The sequence below is a fragment of the Halanaerobium congolense genome (genome assembly GCF_004366375.1).
Taxonomy (GTDB): Bacteria; Bacillota; Halanaerobiia; order Halanaerobiales; family Halanaerobiaceae; genus Halanaerobium; species Halanaerobium congolense.
This window is the reverse complement of sequence record NZ_SOEF01000014.1, coordinates 1-14,584: the sequence shown is the minus strand read 5'-3', so window position 1 is coordinate 14,584 and position 14,584 is coordinate 1. Positions and strand designations below refer to the sequence as shown.

The window sequence follows — 14,584 nt, the reverse complement described above, 5'->3', positions numbered from 1 at the left end:
TATGCCCGATAAAATCTTAAAGATAAATGATTTAGCAGTTGAATATAGAAATAAAGGGAAATATTTAAGGGTACTGCAGGATATAAATCTGGAACTTGACAGTGGTGAAATCCTGGCTCTTGTTGGAGAAAGCGGCTCTGGTAAATCTACTCTTGGAAAAACAATTTTAAGATTGCTGCCAGATTCAGCCAGAATAGCAGAGGGAAGTATATTTTTTAAAGGTAAAGATATCTGCAATTTATCCGAAAAAGATTTTAATGATCAGATTCGAGGTCAGGAAATGGCAATGGTGATTCAGAATCCTCAGAATGCTTTAAATCCAGTCTTTAAAGTGGGAACTCAAATTCTTGACGTACTGTATTTTAAGTCTAAAAAACAAAAAAGTAGAAAAGAACTAAAAAAAGAAGCGGTTGAAATTTTAAAAAAAGTTGGCATTTCAGATCCAGAATACAGATTTGGAGAATATCCCCATCAGTTTAGTGGTGGGATGAAACAGCGGGTGATGCTGGCTATGGCTTTTATCTCCAATCCATCTCTTTTAATTGCAGATGAGCCAACAACAGCTCTTGACCTGACAGTGGAGGCTCAAATTTTAAACCTATTATCCAATCTAGTAGATGAGTACAAAACATCTATCCTATATATCAGTCACGATTTAGGAGTTGTTGCCGGTTTAAGTGATAGGATTGCAGTGATGTATGCAGGGCGGATAGTTGAGGTTGCTCAGACCAGAGAGTTATTTGATCACCCCAACCATCCTTATACTGAGGCACTTTTAAAATGTCTGCCGGATTATCAAAAAACGGAAGAACTGCAGACAATTCCTGGGCAGGTTCCTGATCTTGATAACTATCCTCCGGGCTGTAATTTCCATCCCCGCTGCAGCTATAGTTTTGGCCGCTGTCGGCAGGAAGATCCCCGGCTTGAAGAAATAGCTTCAGAACATTTTTCAGCCTGTTTTTTAAATGACCGTTAAGGAGATATAAAAATGGCTTTAGTTGAGGTTAAAAATTTAAAAAAATATTTTGTCAATAATGACGGCCTGCTTTACAAACTGGCCAATAAAGGTCCAATTAAGGTTAAGGCAGTTGATGATGTAAGTTTTAAGATAGAGAAGGAGGATACCCTGGCTGTAGTCGGGGAAAGCGGCTGTGGTAAGACAACAGTGGCCCGCTCTGTTTTAAGATTAATTGAGCCAACAGCTGGAGAAATACTTTATAGAGGCAGGTCAATAAATAATTTTGATAAACAGGAGCTGAAAGTCTTTAGAGAAGATGCCCAGATGATTCTGCAGGATCCCCGCTCTTCTTTAAATCCTCGCTTTATTGTAGAAGAGATAGTTTCCGAACCCCTATACATCCATGACCAGATTAAGGATGATTTAAATCTGCTGGATCGAGTCTGGGAACTGCTGGATCTAGTGGGACTTTCTAAAAGGTATTCTGAACTTTTCCCACACGAATTAAGTGGTGGTCAGGCCCGAAGAGTTGGAATTGCCAGAGCTCTTGCTCTGCAGCCTGAATTTATAGTCTGTGATGAACCAACTTCCGGTCTTGATATTTCGATAATGTCGGCAGTTTTGAATTTAATGAAAAAGCTGCAGCAGGAATATCAGCTGACCTATCTCTGGATTTCTCATAATTTACATGAGGTAAGATATATTAGCAATAAGGTGGCAGTAATGTACCTGGGTAAAATAGTTGAAATCACAGATACTGATACTATTTTCAACAATTCTGTTCATCCTTATACAGAAGCATTATTTTCTTCATTAAGAGGAATAAATGATGACTGGAATTATAAAGAGCGTGAGATAATACAGGGAGAGGTGCCAAGTCCAATTAATCCCCCACCCGGCTGCAGTTTTCATCCCCGCTGTAAATATAGTTTTGATAAATGTAAAAAGATAGAACCAGAACTCAAAGCAGTAGAGGCAGGACATTTAACTGCCTGTCATTTATATAATTAGAATTAAAGCAAAAAAGGAGACATTTTAAGTATATGAAAACTTCACGAAAAACGGATTATGCAGTCCATGCCTTAATGATCTTAGCCAGAAATAAAGGTCAGGAACTTTCAGTAAAAGAATTAGCAGATTTAGAAAATGTATCTTCATCTTATCTGGCAAAGGTAATGCAGAAATTATCAGCAGCTGGAATTGTAAGCTCTGCTGAGGGAAAAAGGGGGGGATATACTTTAGCTAATAATGCTGATAATATAAATTTAGCTCAAATAATGGAACTTTTTGAAGCTAAAGACAATGTATTTGAATGTGTTGATGATATTCACGGCTGTTCAATTAAAGATAGGTGTAAAATCCATCGTGTATTTGGAAGGGCCTATCAAAAAATGCTGGCTGAACTTGAACAGACAACTATTAAAGATATTATTGATCCTGAAATCAAATAAAAGAAAGGGATTGATCTGATGAATAAGCCAAAAATTGAAATCTATACCAAAACCTGGTGTCCTTACTGTAGAAGAGCAAAGGCCATGCTGAAAAGTTTGGGGCTTGATTATACTGATTATGATATTACAGATAATGAAGAGCTACAGCAGGAGATGGTGGAGCGGAGCGGTAAAAAAACCATACCCCAGATTTTTATAAATGATCAAAAAATTGGCGGCTATGATGATTTAATTGAGCTTGTCAGTTCTGGTGGCCTTGATGATCTGACAGAATTTGAAAGACCAAACTGCAGTGAAAAAGACTGGGATCTGGCTGTAATTGGAGCTGGACCGGCCGGAATGACTGCCTCAGTTTATGCGGCTAGAAAAGGCTTAAAAGTTCTGATGGCAGCAAGAGATATCGGAGGTCAGGTGCTGGAAACTGACACTATCGATAATTATTTACCAGAATATGGAACTTCAGGCCCGGATCTAATGCAGAATTTTTTAAAACATCTGAGAAACTATAAGATAGACACACTTTTTGGAGAGGAAATTACAGATATTAATCCACAGGCAGAAGGACACATTCTGCTTACAAAAAGTGATAAAAAAATTAAGACTAAAGCTGTTTTAATTGCTGCTGGAACTAAAAAGAGGCAGCTTGGAGTTCCAGGAGAACATCAGTTAAAAGATAATGGTGTGAGTTACTGTGCTACCTGTGATGGCTATATCTATGAAAATCAGCCGGTTGCTGTAGTTGGCGGAGGTAATTCGGGGCTGGAAGCAGCTCTGGATATGGCAAAGATTGCGACTGAAGTTTATTTAATTATTAGAGGAGAACAGCTCTCAGGTGATAAAAGTCTGCAGGATAAGGTAAATAACTCAGATAAAATAGAAGTCTGTAAATCATACCAGACAACTGAGATAAAGGGTGAGCAGAAAGTTGAATCTATAAGAATTAAAAATCTTAATACCGGTAAAGAACGAGAACTTAATGTAAAAGCTATTTTTATTGAAATTGGCTTAATTCCCAATACAGGTTTTATCTGTGAGCACCTGGATATTAATCAGGGTAATGAGATTATTATTGATGCAAATAATCAGACAAGTATAGAAGGGATTTTTGCTGCCGGAGATGTAACAGATATCAGAGATAAACAGATTATTGTTTCTGCAGCAGAGGGTGCTAAGGCCGCCCTAAGAGCCAATGAATATTTAAATTAAAAACTTGTAATAATTTTTATCATGTTTGAAGGAGTTTAAATCTTATTTCAAACTTCTATCTTAGCTGGAAGGAAATTTGAAATATTTTTATTTTGGATTAAACTCGGATAAAATTAATCTGAGTTAGAAGGGAGGATAATAATGGCATGGATAGATATGGTAGATGAAGATAAGGCAGAAGGTAAATTAGCTAAACTCTATGATAAGTTAAGTCGTTCTGGTAAAAATGAGGTGGCACATGTTCTAAAAGTTCAATCTTTAAATCCTGATCTTTTAGAGGACCATCTTAAAATCTATAAAACTATTATGTTCGGCAGATCAAATATTTCCCGCAGACAGAGAGAAATGATAGCTACAGTTGTGTCTGACGTCAATGAATGTCATTACTGAATAACACATCATGGAGCGGCGCTCCAAAAGTTGATCAGGGATGATGAGCAGGCAGATAAAATATTAAGTGGTGTTTTAGATGATTATAATTCAGCACCAATTAGTGAAAAAGAAAAGGAAATGCTTGATTATGCTGTTAAATTAACTAAAAAGCCAGCGTCAGTGAAAAAGGAGGATCTTGATAGATTAAGAGAATTCGATCTGAGTGATAGAGATATTCTTGATTTAAATCAGGTAGTTGCTTATTTTAATTATGTTAATAGAACAGCTGATGGCCTGGGAATAGAACTGGAAGCAGAGCATAAGTAGATTATTGAATTAAAAAAAGGTGCACAGTTAATTGCTGTCAGTTCTCAGACACCCAGTCTATATTATAAATCAGGACGGCAAAATAGAATTTGTCGATCTGAATGTAGATTATACTGTTCGTACAGAGCCTCAGACAATTATTGATAATTTATAAATTAGATAAATGGGAGGAATATAAAAATGAGAAAAAAATTAACTTTAATAACAATTGTTGTTCTGTCTCTTTTTCTATTAACAGCTTGTGGAGGTAATGCAGCAGACGAAAACCAGCAGGAAACGACTGATACTGTAACAACAGCTTCTATAGTAAATGAAAAAGCGGCTTTTAAAGAAGCTATTAGTACTGATGGAAACTGGATAGTCGCTATCTTAAATGATTTAACTTTTGAAGAAGAAATTGTAGTTGAAGGGACTTTCCATGATGGTGGTAATTCAGAAAATGATATTTATCGTAAAATTGCTGCTTACGCTCAGGATGATAATTATAACGTAACAGATAGATATACAATTACTGCTCCTCAAATGGTTATTAAAAGTCCTAATACAAGATTTCAGGCGGGAATCTTTGAAGGTGACATTATAGTTGAGACTAATGGATTTACTCTTTATGATGCTACTGTGGAAGGAAATATTTATTTCGCCAGTTCAGAATATAAAGAATCTGCAGAGATTACTGAAGCTAGTGAAGTCACGGGTGAGATGGAAGTACAGTAGTAAGTTAGAAATTAATCTGATTTAAATATCACTACTCAAACTCTGCATTTGTAAAAAAATAATTAATATGCGGAGTTTGAGTAATTAAAGAAGGGGAGTAGGAATTGCAGTTGATGGTCGTCCCGAAATTAATTCAGGAGTAATAAAGTACATTAAACGGGTTATGGACTCCAATCAGATGGCGATATTAGATACGTTTCAGGTAGAAGGTTATTCTCAATGCTTTAGCTGTGGCTATGGAATTGACTGTGCAGCTGGACGGTAGTAGATAGACATGGTTTTTTAGATGAGATGAAGGAAGAACATTTTCCTTTGAAATTTAAAGAACAAAAAGATAAAAAATTAGAAGCCTACAAAATTGCTAAAACTTTGGGTTCGATTTTAGAAGAACGTAAAAATTAAATTATTATCACTATAAGGAGTTGAATAAAATGGCAGACAAAAATAGTTTAGTTGTTTTATGGACAAGTGGTGATCCAGATGTAGCTAAAAAAATGGTTTTTATGTACACGATTAATGCTAAAAAAAGAGGGTGGTGGCAGGATATTAAATTTATAGTCTGGGGACCGTCCTCAAAACTGTTAAGTGAGGACAAGGAACTGCAGGAACAGATTAAAGATTTTATTGAAGCAGATATTAAAGTTGAAGCCTGTCAGGCCTGTGCTGATCAATATGGTGTTGCAGATGATTTAGCAGAACTGGGTATTGAAGTTAAATATATGGGAGAGCCTTTAACTGATTATCTTAAAAGTGATAGTAAAGTAATGACCTTTTAAATAGGATTATATCACAGAAAATTGCCTGAGTTTATTAAAAAAATTAAATTATGTATCAAAGATAACTGACAAGAATAGTCAAGATTAATATAATTGGGATGATAAATTGAATAATTAATTGTTTTTAATCAGGCTGGAGGTAAAACTCCAGCCTTTTTTCATAAGAGTTCTGGCCAGTATATTATAAAAGTAAGGCAGAATCCTATAATGTTTTTGAGCTTTTTTTGACACAATTAATCCTGAGTGTTATACTATACTCAAGGTACCCAATAGGGGTATAATGTATTTGATGATTCTGATTATATAAGAATAATATCATGATAATTTAAACTTTAAAGATAAAATTCATAATTTCTTCACATTTAACTGTTATCATATAATTACCCGGTAAGGGTATAAAGCATTTAAGAAAGAATTTGAAGCATTTAAATAACAAATCAACAAAAAGTATGAATTTCTAATACTAATGTTTAATAATGTTTAATAAGGAAGGAGCTATTATATGAAAATATTAAAAAGGATGAAGAAAGCATTTGAGGCAAAGATGAGTAAGTTTGTTGATGAAGTTGAGGACCCAGAGGAACTACTGGATATATCTCTGCAGGAAATGAAAGAACATTTACAGCAGGTACAAAAGTCATTACTGGAGCTAACTACAATCAAAAAAGGTCTAGAAAAAGACTTAGAAGATGTTAAAGATAAGGCAGAACTTGCCCAGCAGCAGGCACAGACTGCCATGGATATAGAAAAAGAAGATCTGGCCCGTGCAGCTCTAGAAAAAAAGGCGGACTTAAATGAAAAAACAACTGTTTTAAAAACGGAAATAGAGAAAATCGAAAATAAGATTGAGGTTATTAAATCCAATAAAAACACACTGGCCGAACAAATTAAAAAGCTGGAAATGAAACGGGAAGAGTTAACTTTTATAAATAAATCTGCCGATGCTCAGCTGGAAGTAAAAGAGATTATTACCGGGGCTAGTAATAATATTACTGATTTAAATGAACAGATAAAGAGAGCTGAAGATAAGATAAACAGGAAGGAAGCTAAGCTTTCTGCTATAGATGAGTTAGTTGCTGATGGTGAGTTAATAAATGATCTTAATTCGGGGGATGATATTGATAAGTCTCTTAATCAAATACAGCGTGATTCAAAAATTGAAGAAGAACTTGCTAATCTAAGATCTAAAAAGACGGGGGAGGCATAATAATGGGGTGTGGAGGAGGATTAAATGATCTTTTTCGAGCCTATGGCAATAGAGATAACAACAGAAATACAGGATATAATGACCGGCGGCAGGACGATACTCAGGAAAAGATTTCCCTAATAAAAAGATTATATGCCGAAGGCAGTATTGATAGAGATAGATATTATTCATTAAAAGATAGAGCTTATAATGGCAATCTTTCTTTTGAACAATTAATGAATATTAAAGAATCGACTCATGATAACAGAGATAACAGTTCACAAGATAATGAAACAACAGAAGATAAATCGAATAATAAAAACAATAGTGTTAATAAATATAAAGAAAAACTTAAAGAATTAAAGAGCAGCAAAGAAAAAGTTGAAAGTATTAGATTAAAGATTCAGGAACGCCTAAACGAATTACTCCAGGAAAAAGAAAAATCAGAAGAAGTGGCTGAATCAATGATATCTTCTAGTGAGGAAACTGCCAGAGAATATATAGAAAAAAAGCTTGATATTGAAGAAAATATACAGGTATTGAAAAAGAGAGAAAAAGAATTAGAAAAACAAATTGATGAGATTGACAAAACGATGAAGATAATAGATACAAAAATGCTTGATTATGAAGCTGTAAAATTACAGGAAGAATTAGAAAATATCAAAAAAGATATTTAGAAAGGGGTTTTAATAAATGGGATATTGTTATGGTTTAAACAGTTATGGTTCTGGTTTATTAGGTAGTTATTGGTGGATAATGCCTCTCTTATTCTGGGGTCTTATTATAACAGGAGTTGTGTTCTTTATCAGATCACAGAAAAACCGTGGTAGTCGAGAAGCATTAAGTATCTTAAAGCATGAGTATGCTTTAGGAAATATTTCAAGAGAAGAATTTATAACCCGCAAGAAAGATTTACAATGATCTTAAATGAATATTGATATAGATATTATCTAAAAAGGCCTTCTCTGATAATTATGAGAAGGTTTTTTCTATATAGACTACGTGAATTATTATAATCACATATTTGACAAAATATTTATAATGTGTTTTAATATAAGAAAAGAAAATATTTCTGTTGTCTAATCTCATTTGAGAACGGGGGACCCACTTTTTGGGGCGAATCTATATAAGAAGAAGACCTTTACTTCTAGCCCGACAGCTAACTCCGTAGACTTTAAATAAGGGACAGACTTGATGCCATCATTATATTCTATATTATGGTGAAATTTATTTATTGGCACTGCAGTCTATCTGTAGTGTTTTTTTGATTTTATAGAGCTTTTTATTAATTTTATAATTATACTTGTCTGGAAGGAGTAGAGAGAATGAAGATTAGTAAGAAAAACTTAACCCCGGCTCAGTACTTAGTTTTTGGGTATTTTATTATTATCATGCTGGGATCAATACTTTTAATGTTTCCGATAGCAACAACTGATGGGCAGGGTTTAGGAACCGTAGATGCAGTGTTTACAGCAACTTCTGCAACCTGTGTGACAGGTTTGATTGTTGTAAATACTAAAGAAGCATTTACTCATTTTGGATCGACAGTTATCATGCTTTTAATTCAAATTGGTGGGCTGGGTATCATGTCCATGTCTACTTTATTTGCCTTTATAATTGGGAAGAAAATTAGTTTAAAAGAAAGGTTAATTATTCAGGAAGATTTAAATCAATATCAGATATCAGGTATGGTGAGGCTGGTCCAATATTTGCTTGGCTTTACCTTTGCAATTGAGGGAACTGCTGCAGTCATCTTATTTACTCGCCTGGTGCAGGACTATCCTACAGGGAAGGCAATTTATCTGGCCATTTTCCATGCAGTATCCGCTTTTAATAATGCTGGTTTTGATCTTTTTGGAAACAGCCTGGAGAACTTTACTGGTGATATAACAATCAACTTTGTTATTATGGCCTTAATTATTCTGGGGGGGATTGGTTTTGGAGTTATGGTAGAAGCTTATAACAGAGTCAGGTTTAAAAAATCAACTCTACAGACTAAACTAGTTCTCGTCATAACATTAGCCCTTTTAATCTTTGGTTTTATTGTCTTTTTTGCTTTAGAATATGATAACACTCTCGCTGGTTTACCACTACTTGATAAAACACTGGGAGCAATGTTTTTATCTGTAACACCAAGAACAGCGGGTTTTAATACAGTCCCGACTGGGGCTTTAAAACAATCTTCACTTTTTATTATTATCATCTTAATGTTTATTGGTGCTTCTCCCGGCTCAACCGGTGGGGGAATTAAGACAACTACTTTTGGAGTAATGCTTGTTACTTTAAAAAACATGATTGTCGGTAAAGAAGATATGGAAGTATATAACCGCCGTTTTGAAAAAAAAATTATCTATGAGGCATTCACAATTACAATGTTATCTGCCGGGCTGGTTGTATTAATAACTACATTATTATTAGTGATCGAAGATTTTCAATTTATAGATGTTTTGTTTGAGACAGTATCTGCCTTTGGTACAGTAGGACTTTCAACAGGAATTACCGGTCAATTATCTGATATTAGCAGAGTTTTGATTACTATTACAATGTTTGCCGGTAGAGTTGGTCCACTGACACTGGCACTTGCCTTTGGTGAAAGGGTAAGAAAAGGAAAATATCATTATCCAACAGAAAAAATAATGGTTGGTTAATTTAGATAGGGGGAAAATAAATGAAGCAGTTTGTTGTTGTAGGTTTAGGAAGATTTGGAGTCAGTGTTGCTACTACTCTGGCTGAAAATGGACATGATGTTTTAGCGATTGACCGTGATCCAGAAAAGGTGCAGGCAATCAGTGGTGATGTAACTCATGCTGTAGAAGCTGATGCTACAGATGAAGAAGCATTAAAAACTTTAGGTGTCAGAAACTTTGATGTAGCAGTGGTTAGCATTGGGGATAATGTTTCAGCAAATATATTATGTACTTTAATTTTAAAAGAATTAGGTGTACCTTATGTGATTGTAAAAGCACCAGATAAATTACACGGAAAAGTTTTAAGCAAAGTGGGTGCAGATAGAATTGTTTATCCAGAAAGAGATATGGGAGTTCGAATTGCTCAGAATCTTATTTCTTCTAATGTTTTAGATTATATTGAATTTGCTCCAGAATATGGAGTGATTGAAATTTTAGCCAGTGATAATATGATAGGTAAAACTTTAAAAGAGCTCGAATTAAGGGCCAGTTTTGATGTCAATGTGATGGCAATTAAAAGAGGTGACCAGCTTTATATTTCTCCAGGGGCGGAAGACAAAATTGAAATTGGAGATAAGCTGGTTTTAATGGGGAAAAATGAAAATCTGGATAAAATGAGGGATTTCGGTAATTAAATTTGTTTCTTAAGGAAGTGTAAATTATGAATATAAAAACTCTAAAAGGGAAAATACTCCTTGGCTTTGCAGTTATGATCTTAATTTTGGCAGGAGTTGTTGGCTGGAGTATTTATAACTTCGAATCACTTTCAAATGCAATCAATGATATCTTAGTTGAAAACTACCGCAGTATTAAGGCCAGTGACAGTATGGTAGAATCAATAGAGCGCCAGGATAGTGCTCTGCTGCTGCTTTTAAGAACATCTGAAGAACAGGGCCAGGAAATATTCAGGCGTAATGAAAAAGAATTCTATACCTGGCTGGCCAGAGCAGAAGATAATATAACCATTGAAGGTGAGGGTGCAATTTTAGAAAAAATTAATGAAAAATATTTTAGTTTTGTATCTAATTTTGACCAATTCTATAATGCAGAAGAAGATCAGCGCTGGGAGATTTATAATCAGCAGCTGCTTCCACGTTTTAATGAGATAAAAAATGATATTCGCGAACTAAGGGAAATAAACAGACAGGCAATGGTAGAAGCACAGAGAAGTGCCAACAGCAGGGCCAATCAGGCAATTATTTATACTATTGTTTTGGCCCTACTTGTAATTGCTTTTTCTCTAATTTTTGCCTTTTATCTGACAAAACAAATTTTGCGGCCGATTAAAGAATTGGAAAAAGGGATCAAAAAAGTTGCAGATAGAAATTTTCAGCAGCAGATTGAAGTTGCCTCCGAAGATGAAATTGGAGTACTGGCAGATGAATTCAATGAGATGATTGCAAAACTGCAGGAATATGAAAAATTGAATGTAAAAAAGCTGCTGATGGAAAAAGAAAAGTCGGAAGCAGTAGTCAATAATTTAAGCAGTCCTCTAATTGTAACAGATCAGGATCATAAAATTGTATTAATTAATGAAACTGCTAAAGAATTATTTTCTATCAAACAGGATGTCATTAATACCCACTTTTTAGAAGTTATTCAGGCAGAAGAAATATTTGAATATATCAAAAATCCAGATGCAAAAGAGAAAAAAACCTTTAAGCTGAAGAAAGATGATAAAGAAAGGCATTATAGAATATCTACCAGGCAGGTAATTGATGAAGATGAAGAATACCAATTTACAGTTACTCTTTTGGAGGATATTACCCGCTTAAAAGAAATTGACAGTATGAAATCAGAATTTGTTTCAACCGTATCTCATGAATTTAGAACTCCCCTGACTTCAATGAACATGGGCTTAAGTATGGTAATTAATGAGGACACAGGAGAATTAAATGAAGAGCAGCGAGAGCTGCTGGAGGCAGCTTATGAGGATGTTGAGCGGCTGACAGAACTGGTTAATGACCTGCTTGACCTCTCAAAAATTGAATCAGGAAGAATTGAGATGGAATTTGATAAAGTAGATGTCAACGATATTATTGAAAAAACGCTCAATCCTTTTTATAAGCAGGCAGAAGAAAAAGAAATCGACCTCAAATTTAAACAGTCCGAAGATAATATTTTTGCCTATGCAGATCCTTCAAAAATTAGCTGGGTTATCTCAAATCTGGTTGGAAATGCACTCCGCTATGCAGATAAAGGGAAAATAGAGGTGGATGCAGAAATAAAAGGTAGAAGGGTTTTAGTTTCTGTAGCAGATAATGGGCCAGGAATTCCAAGAGAATATCAGTCTAAGATTTTTGATAAATTTGTGAGAGCAGGGAATGATAAAGACGAAAAGAGTGGTACAGGACTCGGCCTGGCTATTTCCAAAGAAATTATTACAGCCCATAATGGTAGAATCTGGGTGGATAGTGAAGAAGGAGCGGGCTCAACCTTTTCATTCTATATTCCCAGATTTGGTTATCAGGAGGGAAAAGATGAGTAAAATATTAGTTGTAGATGATGAAAAAAATATTAGACTTGTTGTTGGTAAAAGTCTGGAAAAAGCAGGTTTTGATGTTTATTATGCTGTGGATGGGGTTCAGGCTGTAGAAAAAGCTAATGACATAAACCCTGACCTGGTACTGCTTGATTTGAGATTGCCTAAGATGAATGGTTTTTTGGTTTTAGAAGCTTTAAAAAGCGATACTTCGACTGAAGATATACCGGTGATGATTCTTTCAGCATTATCAGAAGAAGATGATGTACAGAGAGTAATATCATTAGGTGCTGAAGACTTTTTAGTTAAACCAATCAGTCAGAGTGATCTGCTGTCAGCAGTTGAGGCTAATATACGTACGGAAGCAACTAATGGTCAAGAAGAAAAAGAGGAGGAAAATAATAATGAAGCATAAAGTGCTAATTGTAGATGATGAAAAAAATATACGGCTGACTCTAAAAACTGCTCTTTCTAAAGCAGGTTATGAGGTGGAAACAGCAGTCAATGGGGAAGATGGACTAACAAAACTAAAAGAAGAGGAAATTCCAGTTGTGCTGCTTGATATGAAAATGCCTGGAATGGATGGGATTCAATTTTTAAAAGAAGTAACTGATAAAGATATTGCGACAAAGGTGATTATGATTACTGGTTACAGCAGTGTAGAAACAGCGGTTGAAACCTTAAAACTGGGAGCTGTTGATTATCTGCGCAAACCATTTAAACCAGAGGAAATAATTTCTATAGTAGAAGATGTATTTGAACGGCATGAAATTGAAAACAGCGAAAAAGAAGTAGAAAGCTTTGACGACTATATAATGCTGGCTAAAAACGCAATTAACAAAAGGGATTTTTCGAAGGCAAAAGAAATGCTGCAGGAAGCAACCTCCTTAAACTCTGAAAAACCGGAACCATTTAATTTTCTGGGAATTATCTATGAGATGCAGCATAAACAGGCAGAAGCAATGAAGATGTACAGAGCTGCTCTGGCACTCGATCCTGGTTATAAACCTGCCAATGATAATATTGAAAGAGCTGGAGAAAGTATGGGCTCCATTGATTTAGATAATGTTAATTTTGGAGATGACGAGGAGGAAGAATAAATGTTTATAGTTATTGTGGGCTGTGGACGAACTGGTTCTATATTAGCAGGAAGTCTTTCCCGCTCCGGGCATGAAGTTGTTGTAATTGAGCATAATCCAGAATCGTTTGCCCTGCTGCCGGTTGATTTTTCTGGTTTTCAGATTGAAGGAGATGCAGCAGAGAATGATATTTTAAAAGAAGGGAAAATTGAATCTGCTGATCTTGTTATAATCAGTACTGGCAATGATCAGATAAATTACCTGGTATCACAGATGGCAAAACTAAACTTCGATGTACCCAGAATTATGGTCAGAACACTTGACCCGGCAGTAGAAAAAATGTACGAAACGGACGAAAGAATTGAAATCTTCTCTCAGATTTCTCTTTTAGCTGAAAATATGATCAATAAAATTGAGCGAGAAGGGACGAGGTAGACAATGGATATCATACTTGTTGGTGGGGATAAATTAATTTATCATCTTGCCAAAAAATTAATTTCAAAAGGTCATTTTTTAACAATAATTAATAGAGATCGAAAACAGGCGGAAGATTTATCCAGAGAAATCAATGCTACAGTTGTTTTTGGTGATGCAACCAATCAATCTGTACTGGAAGATGCAGGAGCTTATAAAGCTGATAATTTAGTTGCTCTAACTCAGAAAGACCATAATAATCTTTTTATCTGTAAGATGGCAATGGATTATTTTGGGGTGGAAAGAACAACTGCTTTAGTAAACAATCCTGAAAATGAGGAATTATTCAGCACTTTAGGTATTACTGGAATTTTTAATATTACAGATCTTGTTAGTTCGATTATTGAACAGAGTGTAGTTGCTGATGATGTCAGCAACTTGACAATGATTGAGGAAGGAAAATTAAGTATCTTTCAGGTAGAAGTTTCTCCTGACTCAGAAGCCTGCGGCAAAGAAATTAAGGAGATAGATCTGCCGCTGACTATAGTTTTAGGAGGAATAGTTCGTAATGGTGATATTACAATTCCCCGCGGCGGTTCTAAAGTCCAGGCTGGAGATAAAATAGTAATTATTTCTCTGCCCGAAGAGCAGGCAGAAGCCATTAAAGTGTTTGGTGGTGAAGAATAAATGAAATATAAAAACTTGCTTATTTCTCGCTATTATTTAATTTCAAAATATATTGGAGTTATAATTATGTTTGCAGGGGGTGCTATTCTTTCACCACTGCTGTTTTTAACAGCTTATCCAGAAGAAGCTGCTCTAGCACCACATTTTTTATTATATAGGAAACTATGCTTTTGCAGGAATGTGGATAACTTTGTAGAAAGATAAAAATATTATGAGCAAAAATAAATCAAAAAATCATCCAAAAA

19 protein-coding genes and 1 riboswitch are annotated in these 14,584 nt (G+C 35.0%); all 19 genes read left to right on the top strand.

Features of this window, described 5'->3' with window-relative positions; translation table 11 throughout:
• Position 1: 1 nt before the first annotated feature.
• The 19 genes from C7954_RS06285 to C7954_RS06195 all read left to right on the top strand — a co-directional run bounded on the left by C7954_RS06285 (position 2) and on the right by C7954_RS06195 (position 14,543).
• On the top strand, positions 2-976 hold the full coding sequence (locus C7954_RS06285; protein WP_089655700.1) for an ABC transporter ATP-binding protein: 975 nt from the start codon (positions 2-4) through the stop codon (positions 974-976).
• A gap of 12 nt (positions 977-988) precedes the next feature.
• On the top strand, positions 989-1,969 hold the full coding sequence (locus C7954_RS06280; protein WP_089655699.1) for an ABC transporter ATP-binding protein: 981 nt from the start codon (positions 989-991) through the stop codon (positions 1,967-1,969).
• Positions 1,970-2,001: 32 nt separating this feature from the next.
• Positions 2,002-2,409, top strand: coding sequence for an RrF2 family transcriptional regulator (locus C7954_RS06275; RefSeq protein WP_089655698.1), 408 nt, complete (start codon positions 2,002-2,004; stop codon positions 2,407-2,409).
• A gap of 18 nt (positions 2,410-2,427) precedes the next feature.
• Positions 2,428-3,615, top strand: a complete 1,188-nt coding sequence (grxC, locus tag C7954_RS06270) for a glutaredoxin 3 (RefSeq protein ID WP_089655697.1) — start codon at positions 2,428-2,430, stop codon at positions 3,613-3,615.
• 141 nt (positions 3,616-3,756) lie between these two features.
• Positions 3,757-4,314, top strand: coding sequence for a peroxidase-related enzyme (locus C7954_RS14040; RefSeq protein WP_276330798.1), 558 nt, complete (start codon positions 3,757-3,759; stop codon positions 4,312-4,314).
• A 31-nt stretch (positions 4,315-4,345) separates the two neighbouring features.
• Positions 4,346-4,468 (top strand): hypothetical protein, encoded by a 123-nt coding sequence (locus C7954_RS14035; protein WP_256208222.1) that lies wholly within the window; start codon positions 4,346-4,348, stop codon positions 4,466-4,468.
• 26 nt (positions 4,469-4,494) lie between these two features.
• Positions 4,495-5,028 (top strand): hypothetical protein, encoded by a 534-nt coding sequence (locus tag C7954_RS06255; RefSeq protein ID WP_089655694.1) that lies wholly within the window; start codon positions 4,495-4,497, stop codon positions 5,026-5,028.
• Positions 5,029-5,459: 431 nt separating this feature from the next.
• Positions 5,460-5,804 carry a DsrE family protein gene (locus tag C7954_RS06250; RefSeq protein ID WP_089655693.1) on the top strand — a complete coding sequence of 115 codons (345 nt, stop codon included), beginning with the start codon at positions 5,460-5,462 and terminating at the stop codon, positions 5,802-5,804.
• Positions 5,805-6,306: 502 nt separating this feature from the next.
• Positions 6,307-7,011, top strand: a complete 705-nt coding sequence (locus C7954_RS06245) for a PspA/IM30 family protein (protein WP_089655692.1) — start codon at positions 6,307-6,309, stop codon at positions 7,009-7,011.
• Between the two features lie 2 nt (positions 7,012-7,013).
• Positions 7,014-7,667, top strand: coding sequence for a hypothetical protein (locus tag C7954_RS06240; protein ID WP_089655691.1), 654 nt, complete (start codon positions 7,014-7,016; stop codon positions 7,665-7,667).
• 16 nt (positions 7,668-7,683) lie between these two features.
• Positions 7,684-7,911 (top strand): SHOCT domain-containing protein, encoded by a 228-nt coding sequence (locus C7954_RS06235; protein ID WP_089655690.1) that lies wholly within the window; start codon positions 7,684-7,686, stop codon positions 7,909-7,911.
• Positions 7,912-8,056: 145 nt separating this feature from the next.
• Positions 8,057-8,179: riboswitch (cyclic di-AMP (ydaO/yuaA leader) on the top strand.
• A 136-nt stretch (positions 8,180-8,315) separates the two neighbouring features.
• Positions 8,316-9,638 (top strand): TrkH family potassium uptake protein, encoded by a 1,323-nt coding sequence (locus C7954_RS06230; protein WP_134059116.1) that lies wholly within the window; start codon positions 8,316-8,318, stop codon positions 9,636-9,638.
• Positions 9,639-9,658: 20 nt separating this feature from the next.
• Positions 9,659-10,312, top strand: a complete 654-nt coding sequence (locus C7954_RS06225) for a potassium channel family protein (RefSeq protein WP_089655688.1) — start codon at positions 9,659-9,661, stop codon at positions 10,310-10,312.
• A gap of 26 nt (positions 10,313-10,338) precedes the next feature.
• Positions 10,339-12,165: a sensor histidine kinase gene (locus tag C7954_RS06220; RefSeq protein WP_089655687.1), complete on the top strand. Its 1,827-nt coding sequence runs from the start codon at positions 10,339-10,341 to the stop codon at positions 12,163-12,165.
• Positions 12,158-12,574 (top strand): response regulator transcription factor, encoded by a 417-nt coding sequence (locus C7954_RS06215; RefSeq protein WP_089655686.1) that lies wholly within the window; start codon positions 12,158-12,160, stop codon positions 12,572-12,574. Before C7954_RS06220 ends, C7954_RS06215 begins: the two co-directional genes overlap by 8 nt.
• Positions 12,564-13,259, top strand: a complete 696-nt coding sequence (locus C7954_RS06210) for a response regulator (protein ID WP_089655685.1) — start codon at positions 12,564-12,566, stop codon at positions 13,257-13,259. Before C7954_RS06215 ends, C7954_RS06210 begins: the two co-directional genes overlap by 11 nt.
• Positions 13,260-13,673, top strand: coding sequence for a potassium channel family protein (locus tag C7954_RS06205; protein ID WP_089655684.1), 414 nt, complete (start codon positions 13,260-13,262; stop codon positions 13,671-13,673). It begins immediately after the preceding gene.
• Between the two features lie 3 nt (positions 13,674-13,676).
• Complete coding sequence (locus C7954_RS06200) at positions 13,677-14,339, top strand: potassium channel family protein (RefSeq protein ID WP_089655683.1); 663 nt, start codon at positions 13,677-13,679, stop codon at positions 14,337-14,339.
• On the top strand, positions 14,340-14,543 hold the full coding sequence (locus C7954_RS06195; protein ID WP_243833653.1) for a hypothetical protein: 204 nt from the start codon (positions 14,340-14,342) through the stop codon (positions 14,541-14,543).
• Positions 14,544-14,584: the final 41 nt, after the last annotated feature.

Bases quoted from the DNA above. Each gene is read 5' to 3' on its own strand.
- C7954_RS06285 (WP_089655700.1), top strand. From the start codon at position 2: ATGCCCGATAAAATCTTAAAGATAAATGATTTAGCAGTTGAATATAGA.
- C7954_RS06280 (WP_089655699.1), top strand. From the start codon at position 989: ATGGCTTTAGTTGAGGTTAAAAATTTAAAAAAATATTTTGTCAATAAT.
- C7954_RS06275 (WP_089655698.1), top strand. From the start codon at position 2,002: ATGAAAACTTCACGAAAAACGGATTATGCAGTCCATGCCTTAATGATC.
- grxC (WP_089655697.1), top strand. From the start codon at position 2,428: ATGAATAAGCCAAAAATTGAAATCTATACCAAAACCTGGTGTCCTTAC.
- C7954_RS06255 (WP_089655694.1), top strand. From the start codon at position 4,495: ATGAGAAAAAAATTAACTTTAATAACAATTGTTGTTCTGTCTCTTTTT.
- C7954_RS06250 (WP_089655693.1), top strand. From the start codon at position 5,460: ATGGCAGACAAAAATAGTTTAGTTGTTTTATGGACAAGTGGTGATCCA.
- C7954_RS06245 (WP_089655692.1), top strand. From the start codon at position 6,307: ATGAAAATATTAAAAAGGATGAAGAAAGCATTTGAGGCAAAGATGAGT.
- C7954_RS06240 (WP_089655691.1), top strand. From the start codon at position 7,014: ATGGGGTGTGGAGGAGGATTAAATGATCTTTTTCGAGCCTATGGCAAT.
- C7954_RS06235 (WP_089655690.1), top strand. From the start codon at position 7,684: ATGGGATATTGTTATGGTTTAAACAGTTATGGTTCTGGTTTATTAGGT.
- C7954_RS06230 (WP_134059116.1), top strand. From the start codon at position 8,316: ATGAAGATTAGTAAGAAAAACTTAACCCCGGCTCAGTACTTAGTTTTT.
- C7954_RS06225 (WP_089655688.1), top strand. From the start codon at position 9,659: ATGAAGCAGTTTGTTGTTGTAGGTTTAGGAAGATTTGGAGTCAGTGTT.
- C7954_RS06220 (WP_089655687.1), top strand. From the start codon at position 10,339: ATGAATATAAAAACTCTAAAAGGGAAAATACTCCTTGGCTTTGCAGTT.
- C7954_RS06215 (WP_089655686.1), top strand. From the start codon at position 12,158: ATGAGTAAAATATTAGTTGTAGATGATGAAAAAAATATTAGACTTGTT.
- C7954_RS06210 (WP_089655685.1), top strand. From the start codon at position 12,564: ATGAAGCATAAAGTGCTAATTGTAGATGATGAAAAAAATATACGGCTG.
- C7954_RS06205 (WP_089655684.1), top strand. From the start codon at position 13,260: ATGTTTATAGTTATTGTGGGCTGTGGACGAACTGGTTCTATATTAGCA.
- C7954_RS06200 (WP_089655683.1), top strand. From the start codon at position 13,677: ATGGATATCATACTTGTTGGTGGGGATAAATTAATTTATCATCTTGCC.
- C7954_RS06195 (WP_243833653.1), top strand. From the start codon at position 14,340: ATGAAATATAAAAACTTGCTTATTTCTCGCTATTATTTAATTTCAAAA.